Below are 12229 nucleotides of genomic sequence, written 5' to 3'. Positions count from 1 at the left end.
GGGTGAAGGACACGGGAGGCAGGTATTATCGAAGCGTTTTGGTTAACCAAACGCGGCGAATTTCAGCGGTAAGTCGCGGCTCCTTTAGGTAGAAGTTTTCATAAGCGGCGTCACCGACAAACCATTTCCACAAAAACGCACCGTGACACCAATCGGCGTTTTCCGCCAAAACTTGAAGCCCGATGCGCAGGCATTGCGCTTGTAAAGCAGCTGCTTCATTTGAACTATCTCGCTTGTAATCCCAGGGTTGCGCGGCCGCCAAGCGGGAGCGATTGTAGCCGAGTTCGGTAAATAAAATAGGTTTGCCCACCTTGCGATGGTAGGTTTTCAAATTGCCCATCACCGCTTGCCAGCCCGCGCGAATCGCCGCCGAATCCGGCGTGGGATTTTGGGTCAGGGGGAAGTACGCCTGAATGCCAACGTAGTCGAGCGCATCCCAAAAAGGAACCTTGTGATAGGAATCCCAGTTGGAAGCAAAGGTCAGCGGCGCATCCGTCACCGCGCGCACCGCGGCAATGATGCGCCGCCATTCCGCTTCATGGTGGACCATGCGATCCAACTCGGTGCCGACCACAAAAAGGTCCGCCGAGGAGGTATCACGGGCAAGGGCCACGATCCACTTTTGGTAATCATCGAAGAACCGCCGTTGGGCCGCGGGATCCGCGAAGGTAATGTCACCACGCCAGGAGAAGGGACTGCCCCAATAGGCCAAATGGGGTTTCACCATTTTGTGGAGCCCGGCGCGTTGCGTCGTGCGCAAGGGGTGCAGCACATAATCAGGGACTCGGTTGGCGCGCCACGAACGCCAGCGAATCGAACCATCGGCGTGAATCCGCGCGTAGGGATGGGTGGCGACCGCATTCACGCCCAACCCCTGCAAGGTGCGCAGTTCATCGGCAAAACCGGCGTCGGCCCATTCAGCGCCCCAACCCTGACAGCTAATCGTCATCCCGCGAAAAAACGGGGTTAGGCCACGTGCTTTCGCGCCCGTTTCCGGGGTAACGGCCTCACCGGCGTGGAACCACGGGAGCAGCAGGATCAGCCAAATCATCGCGGCACGCATTATTCGCCCCAGATGTTTTTACCGGGAAACATCGCCGCCTGTTTGCCTAACTTCATGATGGTGGGCGCAATGTCTTCCAAGTCGAGCACCTGATCCGGTAAACCCAGATCTTCCACGGCCTTAGGCATGCCGTAGATGGTACAGGTTTCGGCCGATTGGCTCATGATGTAGTGGCGTTTCTTATGGAGACGCTCACAACTGTCGGCACCGTCGCGGCCCATGCCGGTCATGATCAGCGCGGCGATTTCACCTTGATTGAAAAAGGGTTGCACTGAATCAAACAGCACATCCACCGACGGGCGGCAGGAATTCACCGGCGGCGTTTGGTTGGTGGCCAGGATGTAGCCGAAATCTTCATCCTTCATCAACACCATGTGGTAGCCACCCGGCGCAATATAGGCACAATTGGGTTTGACCAAATCACCGTCCATCGCTTCACTGACCTCGATATCCGTCTTGCGGTTCAAACTGTCCGCCAATGATTTGGTAAATTTAGGCGGCATGTGCTGCACAATCAAGATTGGGAACGGCAAGGGGCCACGCAGATGATCAAAAACCTCGGACAGAGCCTTGGGCCCCCCGGTAGAGACGCCAATCAACAAAAGTTTGGGGCGCGGCAACGACAGACGCCGACGGAACCCAGTTGCCGGTTTTGCCTCCTGACTTGGCGCGGGTGCCGCGGGCGCGGAAGAAGTCGAGCCGGCGGGTTTGTCTTTTAAGAGCGAGGTCCGCCGACTTGGGGTACCGCTCGCGGGTGGCGCCGAGGTTTTGGTTCGTTGGTTGCTTTTGAAACGGGAGCGGAAGGCGGCGCGCCGTCGTAAGTTCGCGATAATGGCGCTCAGGCTGTCGACCAACAGTTTTTGGTTTTCGGCAAAGGAGTTGGTGGCGGGTTTGAGGACAAAATCGACCGCGCCCAGCTCCAAACATTTAATCGTCAACGAGGCCGCTTGGTCCGTGAGCCCGCTCAGCATGACCACATCGATGTGCAGTCGCCGTTTGCGCAATTCCTTGAGCGTGGCCAGGCCGTCCATAATCGGCATTTCCACGTCGAGGGTAATCAGGTCTACCTCGTTTTTTTCCAGGAAATCGAGGGCTTTTTTTCCGTTAGAAACACGGCCGACCACTTTCGTATCATCGATCTCCGCCAAACTACGTGCGATGATCGTTCGATAGGTCGCCATGTCTTCTACGATCAAAACCCTGGTCAACGATTACACTCCCGCAAACTTGAGCAACTCTGGAACCGCCACGATGCCCACCAGGGCATCGTCACGCTTAACCACACCTTCCAAATATTTGGATACCTCCGCATCCATGTGCGCCGGTACCGGCTCGATTTCCTTTTCTTCGCAGCTAATCACGTCACCGATCCGGTCCACGATAAAACCCACGGTATCCTTGTGCGTCTGAATCCCGTGTTTCCGCGCCACGTGGCTCAGCTCCATCGTCGTTTTCATAATCAGCAAGCTGCTTTCATCGTGAATTTCCCGCTGTTTGTAACCAAGCGGCACACTCATGTCGAGCACCGTTACGATTTGGCCCCGCAGGTTCAGAAGGCCGACCAAATGTTCGGCTGACAAAGGCACGCTGGTAAACCGTTGGCTGTAATTGATCTCTTTGATGCCGAGAATGTTGACACCGTACATGCCGTCGTCAATCGAAAACGTCATAAATTGCTTTTCCATGGTTAATCCTCCGCCTTCATCCATGCATCACACGCGCTCATGAGCCGGCCTCCTCGGTGACGGTGAGCAATTCGTCGATGGTTTGAATCAATTCATCGCGGTCTAACTTAATTTGGTACGCGTCAAAGCCTGCTTTTTTGCCTTGTTCGTAGGATTGTGGGTTGTCCAGCGCCGTAATCGCCATCACCGGCATGTCGCGGTAATTGGGGTGGTTTTTGATTTTATAAACCAGTTCGTAACCGTTCATTATCGGCATCTCGATGTCGCTCAAGACCAAGGAGATGTCGTCGTGGGCTTCCAAAAGGTCCCAGGCTTCCTGACCATGAACCGCCTCGATCACATCCATCCCGTGTTCTTCCAGGTAGGTGCGAATCATGGTGCGGAAGAAGGGCGTGTCCTCGGCCAGCAGAATACGGTGGCGTTCGCTGCCCGTAATGATACCCGACTCGCGTTTCTCGTCGAACAAGCCGTAAATATCCAGCACCAAGGTCATTTTTTTGTTGATGATCGTACTGCCCAGCACGCCCTCGCGTTTGACGGTGTCGGTTTGGACGTCCAAACTCGTGTTCACCACGTCGCGCACCCGTGTCGCCACAATCGCATAGGGTGATCGCACCAGGTTGGGGATCAACAGGTACAAAGTACCGTCTTCGTCAGGCACACCCGCTTTGCAATTGAGTTTTTTCTCCAAGCGGAACAGGGGAATGTTCTTACCGCCGACTTGGATGTACTCCTCATCGCCGACCTTCTCGATATCATCGATGTTGACCTTTTCGATCCGCGTGATAAACGACAGCGGCAAGGCGAAATTTTCCTCCGGGTGGTTGTTGAAGATCAGGATCGACTGCGACTCGTGGTGCGAAGCGTGACTGTGCAAGGCGCTGTCTTGCTCGTGCATGTCCTGCAAGTTGTCGAACTTGAGTTGGGCCGTCGACGAGATGCCGTTGCAGTCCAAAATACAAATCACGCGGCCGTCGCCGAGGATCGTGGTCCCGTGGAACACCTTAATGTCCTTTAAGAAACTGCTCAGCGGTTTGACAACCACCTCTTCCACGTCGCGAATGCGGTTTACCAACAACCCATATTGGTTGACCCCAACCCGCAGCACAACAATATAGAAGGTGCGACCGCTGGTTCGACGATCATCGCCCTTGCGTTTTTTGCCCATCAGGTCGGCCGCGGAACTGCGCCCTCGCCGGTCCGACATATTCTCGCGACGATCTTCCTTCCGGTTTCCGTCTTCGTCGATGTAGGTCCGCTTCAATTGCAACACGTCGGCCAACCGCAGAATTGGCAGCAACCGACCGCGCAACCGGAAGATTTCGTGACGGCCGACCCGCTCCAACTTCGAAGCGATTTCGTGCTCTTTAATGCGCACGATTTCTTCAATATTGGTCTGCGGGATGGCAAAATCCGCACCCTCTACGTCGACAATAACCGCGGAAACAATCGCCAGGGTCGTGGGCAGCTTGACCAAAATGGTGGTGCCTCGCCCCAAATCGGAGGACAAGTCAATGGTGCCGCCCAGCTTCTCGAAGCTGGTTTTCACCACATCCATCCCGACCCCGCGACCGGAGATTTCGGTAATTTCCGAGGCCGTGGAGAAACCTGGCCGAAAAATGATGTTCAACGCCTCGCGTTTGCCCATCGCCTCCGTTTCTTCCACGGTACACAACCCTTTTTCAATGGCCTTGCGTTTGAGGATGTCGGTATTGATCCCCTTGCCGTCGTCGGTAATTTCCAAATTCACCTGGCCACCCTCGTGGTACGCCTTCAGCGAAAGCGTGCCGTGAGAGGCCTTACCCGATTCAATCCGTTCTTCCGGCATCTCAATTCCGTGGTCGATGCTGTTGCGCACCAGGTGGGTCAGCGGGTCCGTAATGGAGTCGATAATGGTACGGTCCAGTTCAACCTCGGTCCCCTCCAACTCAACCTCGATCTTCTTACCGAGCGACTTGGACAGGTCCCGCACCATACGCGGTACCTTGTTGAATACCGCACCAACCTGCTGCAACCGCGTCTGCATCACGCTTTCCTGGAGCTCGGTCAAACGTTGGTTCAAGCTCTGCAACTCGGGCAAATCTTTGTTATCCAACCGCTGTACCAGTTGGTTCCGCGACAGAATCAACTCACCGGCCAAGGTCATGAGTTTGTTCAGCAAGGCGGTGTTCACGCGAATCGTGGTGCTCCCCGTGGAGGCACCGCTCGCCGCGGCCGATTTCTTGGCACCGGCCGGTTTGGGCGCCGGCTTGGCAGCCGGTTTGGGCGCCGGTTTCGCGGGGGGCGCCTTGGCTGCCGGCTTGGCCGGGGCGGGCGTGGGGGCAGGCGCCGCTTTGGCGGGCGCCGCTTCCACGGGCGCCGCGGCGGCAGGGGCGGCAGGCGCCGCGGCGGGCGCGTCGTACAAACGCTTGACCCCGTCGCGATCTAATTTTTCCAGTTCACCCGCTTCAACGCGCAAGGAGGCACCGGCAAATTCTTCGTCCAAAACCGTGGCAAAAACGACCTTGGCCTTCGCAACGCCGTCTTGCTCCAGCCCACCGTCTTCCCACACCAAGGAGCCAAAAGAATTCAGATAAGCCGTCAGCGACTTAAAATCCTTCTTTTTCATTTTTTCAATGTGAACCTCGCGCTCCAGTGGCAACCGGTACACATTAAAACCTTTGTTCATCAAGCCGTTGACCTCGTCCAAGGTCAACAGTGAATTGCCACCCGGCGAAACCTCCGCCGCGGCGGGCGCCGCGGGCGCATCCGGCTCCGGCTCGGCCGCCGTCGCGGGGGCCGCACCACCCGTATCGCCGCCTGGCAAATGGCCTTTACCTTTAATAAGTTGATCCAATATTTCCAGCTCGTCGGCAATCGGAACATCGTCCTGATTGGCCAAATCGTTGAGCATCGCTTTGAGTAGATCCGTCCCGCGCAAAAGCGAGTCCGTCGCCACCGACGTCATTTCGGCACGCCCGCCGCGAATTAAATCAAGCAGGCTCTCCATGTAGTGGGACAGCTCCTTAATGGCTTCAAAGCCAAGGAAACCACTGCCCCCTTTGATGGTGTGAATCGAGCGGAAAATTTGGTTGATGTCGTCAGGGTTAACCCCCTCGCTTTCCAAGTCCAGCAATTTGCTTTCGACGACTTCAATGTGCTCGATGCTTTCTTCCCGAAATCCATTGATAAGTTCCGCATCTTCAAATTCGAAATCCGACATAACGCGATCCTTCAAAGCGTGTTTAAGGCAAGGTCAAGGTGATAACCACGCCGCTGTTCGATAAAGGGTGATTGTTGAATGGAATAACCCACATTTTAGAATTGAAACCCACTGAATACAAAGAACAAAAAACGAACACCGCGCGACGGCGGGCTGGTTTTGAGATGTTGGTGGGGCCTTGATAGTTCTCTTCGACCAAATTGGGAAGAGATTTAGATTTAAGCCGCATTTCTCGCAAAGCTTCGCCATGACGGGGAAAAACACGCCAAAAACCACCGAATCCCGACGACACAAGTCTTTGCCCTTGCCGCCTGAACACAACATCCCCGGCCCATCCCGAGCCCGCCACCGATCATTGCCTACCCTCGAACGCGACGCGAATCAATACCGGCGACGCCCCCGGTATACCTCCCACCCACCGCCATGTAGCTTCGCCAAACTGCACATCGAACCACCCAACACCACCAAATAAACGACTTGCCCGAAAAAAGATAAAGTCACCATTACTTTAACGGTTGCCTCATTCACCACGGAATCAAGGCCGCACCCCGCTCGCCTACCCCGCCAAGATCATTGAAATCTCGGCGCGCTCCGTTTATTCTTGTCAAAAGTTATCCTACGATGTTTGCCCTCAAGCTGTTACCACGCATCGGCCCGAACCCGCAACGGTCCCCCGGGGTGGTTGCGTCGCGCTTCAGGGCAACCAGCTGAACCCGCAAGAATTTTTGGCGTTTCCACGCTGAAGTTTTTGATTTTCATCCGATAGGAAGATTAATCCGGTATTTATTGCGGCACCCGGAAACCCTCGATTTACACGGCTGAGACACCTTTATGGCTAAAAAAAAGAAACATCCCCAAGTTGCCGACCGTCAGGAAATCCAAATCATCCTGGGCAAACTGATGAAAAAGGCGCAAGGCATTAACCTCAAGCTCAGCGGCGAAAAAGTACGCTGCTCCATTCTAGATGAATTGGACGAGGGCTTGATCCTACGCATGGACGCCGAGGTTCGCGAACAACACGGCCTGCAACCCCGCATGCCCATTGCCATGAACTTTTATTACGAGGGCAAAGAATACTACGGCGGCTCGAAGGTCCTGGGTTACGGCAAATATGAGGGCAAAGAAGCACTGCGCCTCGCCTACCCCGAATCATTTAACATCAACGACGACTTCGGCTTAACCCAACTCCACCTCACCCCGCGTATCCCGGTCACCTTTACGTCCACGCTCAATAAGTTGTGCGACGGGCAAATCGTCAACATCGGCGTCAATGGGATTGACCTCAAAAACGGCGAAAACGAACCCACCAAAGAGTTGCTCGCCCTCAACATCGACACCAACGTCGGTTTCGAAATCTCGCCCGAATTACGCATCCACTGTCCTGGCAACCTCCTCTATATCCAGACGTTTGGGGAAGGACTCGTCGGGATTGAGTTCATTGGACTGGATAAGGAAACCTCCAAGAAACTCGGCGATTGGATCACCGAAGAATCCCTCAAACGCCGCAACCAAGATCTGCACTTCCTCCGGGAACGCCGCAACCGCAAAGACAAACCCAAACCCAACGCGGGCAACAGCCAGGCCGAGGGAGAAGGCGAAGCCAAACTCCGGCTGGAGGACGACTACGGCAACACCGTCTATTCCGACGGCGAAGCCTACATTCTCATCCTCTCGCGCGACAAAGACCTGATTGGCCGCATGGGCAAAAGCCTCAAGCGCAAGTACGGCGTGCTCATCTCAAAAGGCCGCTTCAGCAACGCCCAAAAAATCATCGAACACTACCAACCCGTCCTGATCCTCATCGACGCCAACCTCGGCGCCCTTTCCGGTTTCGACGTCTGCAATACCATGCAGTCCCACCTGGAAGAGAAACAGGCGGTGGTCATCATGGGCGCGGGCGGCGAGGAACTCAACCTCTTCCGCGCACGCGCCATTCAAGGCGGCGCCTTCGATTACATCGTCAACGATCCCTTCCGCCCACTTTCTTTTTTTAAAACCGTCGAAGAGTTCGTCGCACTGGCTACGGATCAACCTTAGTCGCTGTTTCAGTCGCGGTCCCCGCGCCATCCTGGGCACAGGGCCCCTCATGATCGTGCGCCCCTTCGGCGACCCCCGTCTTAAACAGCGACTCCCCGGGCAGCGGCAAAGGATCGTAACCCCCGCGACTAAACGGGTTACATCTCAGTATCCGATAGGCGGTCAAAAACAGCGCCTTGGGCAAACTATAGGTCTTAAAAGCCTCTAAACCATAGGTAGAACACGAGGGATGGAACCGACATACCGCGGGGAACATCGGCGAAATGCAGTAGCGATAAAACTGGATCAACATCACAGGAACAAAATTAATCACCTTGCGCAGGGTTTCCACGGCCCACCTCACTTAACCCGCACAATAAGTCCCGAGCGATCCCAAAGTCAACCGAGGATGGTTGGCGTTCCATGATTGCATTCATAAAACATTGGTTTGACTTTCTTATTTCTCTGGATCGTAGGATTGATACAGGATGGGCGGGTTACCCTTTTCACGACCGGGCAAGGAGGCGCCGCGGATGGATGGGTCCACCTGGATCGCGGTTCTTCAAACGCCGATCATTCGATTTCGCGATCCATCGAGATCGTCCGTGGGAAAAGTTCGGCGACATTCATGGGTAAAAGAATGGGGAACCGCGAATGGGGAACCGCTCACCTGCACATCTTTGGGTTTATGGGTTTTGTTGGTGACAGCCATGCATGGTGTTCATGGAAATAAACGAAGCAACGGCCTCATCCGCATGCGCGATCCGAAACGCAAGGGATCAACCGTTCATCGCCATCCTCTTTTCATCCTAAGATCCTAAGAAATAAAGCGGATACCAACTCCAGCCTAGCCAAGCCGGCACCCGCTCATCTCAAACATCATCCATGCATGATGACCTGCATCAACGCCTTATCACTCTCCGCTTCCAAGAGCGCGACCCGCGTCTCCTCACGCATCACGAATTTGGCAATTTGGGAGATTTGGTTGAGGTGGTCGACCGGCTGGTCCTCGGGACTGAGCAACATGAAGACCAGCGAGATGTCGGAACCACTGTGCTTACAGGAAATCGGCTGCCGCACCCGCGCAATCACCACCAACGTGGTATCGATATCATTGCTGTAGGTATGCGGCAACGAAATGCCGTGTCCCAACAAGCTGCTGAACTCTTCCTCGCGCAGGACCAACTCGCGCAGCAAACGGTCGTGGTCTAGCTTGGGGTATTCTTTGACCAAAATCGACAGCATGTCGCTGTAAAGCGCCTCAAGGCTGTCCGCCTCGGAAGTGAGGGTCCACTTCCGATTGGAGGGAATCTCCAAGCCACCGGAGACCGGCGCCAAGGTCAACAGAAGGCCCTGACCCTCCGCGTCGGCTGGGACATAGGGATAGAGCTCGCCTTCGTAGAGACACATCAACACGTTGTCCGCGTCTTTGTAGGCTTGAACGTTGGTGGACAGGCGGCGAACTTTGAGTTCTTCGCGCTCTTCCTGAGCCAAAGCGGCCCGAAGCTGAAGGCTCTGCCAAACGACGCGACCCACCAACAGACGGGCGTTAACCACGCCCATATCGGCCTGCTCCGAGACCCAGCGGTAGATGGACGCTTTTTTGAGCAAATCCTCCCAGCGTTGGCACAGCAGGCGGTTGAGATCTTCGTTTTCGGTAAAAGCCACAAAGTGACCGACGCCGTAAAGGTTGGGGTTGTGTTCCGGGTCGATTTGCATCGCGTTTTCGTTGATCGCAATCAGGCCCTCACGGCGCGCCAGTTTGACCTCGCGCGGATTGGTATCGATCAGGACCACGCTCGTCCCGCTTTCCTGAATAAACTGCGCGATAAGGCGTGCGAGTTTGTGGGCGCCGACAATCACCCAGCCCTTGGGTTTGGGCTCCAGGACGCCCAAGGCCTTGCCGACAAATTTGGCGGTAAATCCTTGAAAAATCACCGTACCGGCGATGATGGAGTAGGTGAACGTCTCGAGAAAACCCGCTTCCTCGAAATTGAGGTTGCCGAGGTGGAAGGCACAAATTGAAGCCATTGAGGCGGCCACAATCCCCCGTGGCGCGATCCAACTCAGGAACAACTTTTCCCGTAGGTTCAGCGAGCTTTTATAGGTGGAAATAAAGATGTTGAGCGGCCGAACGATGAACATCACGCCACCCACCACAATCAGCAATTCCCAACCGTAGTTGATGAACTTTTTCAGTTCTAGATTGGCGGCGAGAAGGACAAACAGCAGCGAAATCAGCAGGTCCTTGAGTTCGACCTTGTATTCGATGATGCGGTCCAGTTCGGGCGTATCCTTGTAGCCGACCAACAGGCCGGCCACGGTTACCGCGAGCAAACCGCTCTCCGTCACCAGGCTGTCGGACAACGAGAAGATGATCATGGCGGTGGCCAACACAAAAATGTTGAGGTATTCCTCCGGCACCCATTTGCGTTTGAGTACTTGGTAAAGCGCGCCGCCGCCCACCAGACCCAAAACCATGCCCACGATGAACCGCAAGGCAAAGTTGAGAATCGAAATGGTGTCGGAACTGCCGCCGAACAAATTGAGCACGTAGGTGCCGAGCATCCCGCCCTGGGCAGAATCGTGCAGGTAAACGCTCACAAACCACTCGTAGCAGAGCAGGGCGATAAAAACGCCGATGGGATCGATGAGCACGCCTTCCCAGTGAAGGATGTGGTGAATGTTCTTTTTAACCCCGATGCGCTGCAGCAGCGGCCCGATCACGGTGGGCCCGGTCACAATGATGAGACTGGCCGCAAAAAGACAGAAGGGCCAGGGGAAATCGAACACCAGCTTTATCAGAAGCGTGGATGTAAGCCATGTGACGGCGATACCATAGGTCAGCACACCCCATATTTCTTTCGAGACCTGACGGAAGCCTTTCACATCCAGGGTCAGGCCGCCCTCGAATAAAATTAAACCGACCGCCAACGAAATCAGCGCGTTCAGTCCGTGCCCCAAATCCTTGGGATGGACGATATCGAGCACCTCGGGACCGGTCAAAATACCGCCGATCAGCAAGACCACAATTGCAGAAACCTTGAGTCGCCAGGCAATGACTAGAAAAAAAACTCCTAAGGCGGTTGCGGTCGCAAACGTAGTAATCAAATGATGACTGTCCATAAAACCTGCGATTACTCCTTAAAACGTCCATTTTGCGAAATTTCTTTACAAACCTCCGGCAAACCGGTTAAAAGAGGGAATCTTCCGTTCCCGCCTTCCCAAGCGCACCGGCCCATAGCCAAACAGGGTCGTGTTCCGCTAACCTACAGGCGTTTCCTCAATGTTTACCATGCCAAGAAATGAGTGAGACCTCTCGATCATAAAGGAAATCGGGGATTGATTGCGGTTTTCTCTCAGTTTCTTGAGACGCCAGGAGAACACCATGACCATTAACTATAAGGACTTGGTCCTTGAAGAGCTCAATTACAACTCATATTTACAGCTCCCGCAACTTTTGAATCTCCAACACCTTCGCTCAAATCCGCAACACCCTGACGAAATGTTTTTCATCATCATTCACCAAACCGCCGAGCTGTGGTTTAAGGAAGTGCTGCACGAAACCACCAAACTCGTGGCCGGTTTTCGCGAGAATATGGTGTCGCGCGCACTGAAAGCGATCAAACGGATCGGTGCGATTATGGAGTTGCAGGTGGCCCAAATTCGCCTGCTCTCCACCCTGACCCCGGTCGAGTTCGCGGGTTTTCGCGATTTGCTGAAACCGGCAAGTGGCTTTCAATCGGCCCAGTTCCGCGAGGTTGAATTCACCTACGGCCTGCGCAACCCCTTTTTCCTCAACTTCTTCGAAAAGTTGCCCGACATCAAAAAACGCCTTGAAAACATCCAAAACCAGCCCTCGGTTTACGATGAAGCGCTGCGTTGTTTGAAGCGCGCGGGTTATGCGGTTCCCGAGGCGGTTCTCGGCCGCGACGTGACCGAATCGCCGCAATGCAACGAAGACTTAGCCGCTTTATTCCAGAAGATTTACGAGGATCCCAAACAAGAATTCCACTGGGTGTTGCTGTTTGAAGCCATGGTTGATTTGGACGAGAAGTTGATGCTGTGGCGCAAGACCCACGCGGTGATGGTGGAGCGCACCATCGGTCGCAAAATGGGCACCGGCGGCAGTACCGGCTGGCAGTTTTTACGTACCCGCGAAGATCTCAAATGTTTCCCCGAGCTGTGGGACGTGCGCAATTCCATCGGCGCGGGCGCGTATTAGCCCGCATTTCTCACAAGGATTCGCAGCGAGTAACAGAA

At 54.8% G+C, this 12229-nt stretch carries 8 protein-coding genes; 2 read left to right on the top strand and 6 right to left on the bottom strand.

Going from position 1 to position 12229, the window contains the following annotated elements:
* Window positions 1-25: 25 nt before the first annotated feature.
* The 4 genes from J3U88_RS27460 to J3U88_RS27445 are packed head-to-tail and all read right to left on the bottom strand — an operon-like array spanning window position 26 to window position 5950.
* Window positions 26-1063, bottom strand: a complete 1038-nt coding sequence (locus J3U88_RS27460; RefSeq protein ID WP_207862213.1) for a glycoside hydrolase family 113 — start codon at window positions 1061-1063, stop codon at window positions 26-28.
* Window positions 1063-2271, bottom strand: a complete 1209-nt coding sequence (gene cheB / locus J3U88_RS27455; RefSeq protein WP_207862212.1) for a chemotaxis-specific protein-glutamate methyltransferase CheB — start codon at window positions 2269-2271, stop codon at window positions 1063-1065. The genes J3U88_RS27460 and cheB overlap by 1 nt, the downstream gene beginning before the upstream one ends.
* A gap of 3 nt (window positions 2272-2274) precedes the next feature.
* Window positions 2275-2748, bottom strand: a complete 474-nt coding sequence (locus J3U88_RS27450) for a chemotaxis protein CheW (RefSeq protein WP_207862211.1) — start codon at window positions 2746-2748, stop codon at window positions 2275-2277.
* 37 nt (window positions 2749-2785) lie between these two features.
* Window positions 2786-5950: a hybrid sensor histidine kinase/response regulator gene (locus J3U88_RS27445; RefSeq protein WP_207862210.1), complete on the bottom strand. Its 3165-nt coding sequence runs from the start codon at window positions 5948-5950 to the stop codon at window positions 2786-2788.
* Window positions 5951-6781: 831 nt separating this feature from the next.
* On the opposite strand from J3U88_RS27445, the gene J3U88_RS27440 reads away from it, so the two are divergent.
* Window positions 6782-7987: a PleD family two-component system response regulator gene (locus tag J3U88_RS27440; protein WP_207862209.1), complete on the top strand. Its 1206-nt coding sequence runs from the start codon at window positions 6782-6784 to the stop codon at window positions 7985-7987.
* Here the strand turns inward: J3U88_RS27440 and yidD are convergent.
* Together yidD and J3U88_RS27430 are read right to left on the bottom strand one after the other, a co-directional pair.
* Window positions 7971-8318: a membrane protein insertion efficiency factor YidD gene (gene yidD, locus J3U88_RS27435; protein WP_341535199.1), complete on the bottom strand. Its 348-nt coding sequence runs from the start codon at window positions 8316-8318 to the stop codon at window positions 7971-7973. The genes J3U88_RS27440 and yidD overlap by 17 nt on opposite strands.
* Window positions 8319-8845: 527 nt before the next feature.
* The gene (locus J3U88_RS27430; RefSeq protein WP_207862208.1) at window positions 8846-11092 is read right to left on the bottom strand and encodes a cation:proton antiporter domain-containing protein; all 2247 of its coding nucleotides are present in this window, start codon (window positions 11090-11092) and stop codon (window positions 8846-8848) included.
* A gap of 262 nt (window positions 11093-11354) precedes the next feature.
* On the opposite strand from J3U88_RS27430, the gene J3U88_RS27425 reads away from it, so the two are divergent.
* On the top strand, window positions 11355-12191 hold the full coding sequence (locus tag J3U88_RS27425) for a tryptophan 2,3-dioxygenase (protein ID WP_207862207.1): 837 nt from the start codon (window positions 11355-11357) through the stop codon (window positions 12189-12191).
* Window positions 12192-12229: the final 38 nt, after the last annotated feature.

The sequence above is a fragment of the Acanthopleuribacter pedis genome (assembly GCF_017377855.1).
In the GTDB taxonomy this organism is placed as follows: Bacteria; Acidobacteriota; Holophagae; order Acanthopleuribacterales; family Acanthopleuribacteraceae; genus Acanthopleuribacter; species Acanthopleuribacter pedis.
This window is presented reverse-complemented; position numbering and strand designations above follow the sequence as displayed.

Coding starts and splice junctions, on each gene's coding strand:
- J3U88_RS27440 (WP_207862209.1), top strand. CDS start 6,782: ATGGCTAAAAAAAAGAAACATCCCCAAGTTGCCGACCGTCAGGAAATC.
- J3U88_RS27425 (WP_207862207.1), top strand. CDS start 11,355: ATGACCATTAACTATAAGGACTTGGTCCTTGAAGAGCTCAATTACAAC.
- J3U88_RS27445 (WP_207862210.1), bottom strand. CDS start 5,950: ATGTCGGATTTCGAATTTGAAGATGCGGAACTTATCAATGGATTTCGG.
- J3U88_RS27450 (WP_207862211.1), bottom strand. CDS start 2,748: ATGGAAAAGCAATTTATGACGTTTTCGATTGACGACGGCATGTACGGT.
- J3U88_RS27460 (WP_207862213.1), bottom strand. CDS start 1,063: ATGCGTGCCGCGATGATTTGGCTGATCCTGCTGCTCCCGTGGTTCCAC.
- J3U88_RS27430 (WP_207862208.1), bottom strand. CDS start 11,092: ATGGACAGTCATCATTTGATTACTACGTTTGCGACCGCAACCGCCTTA.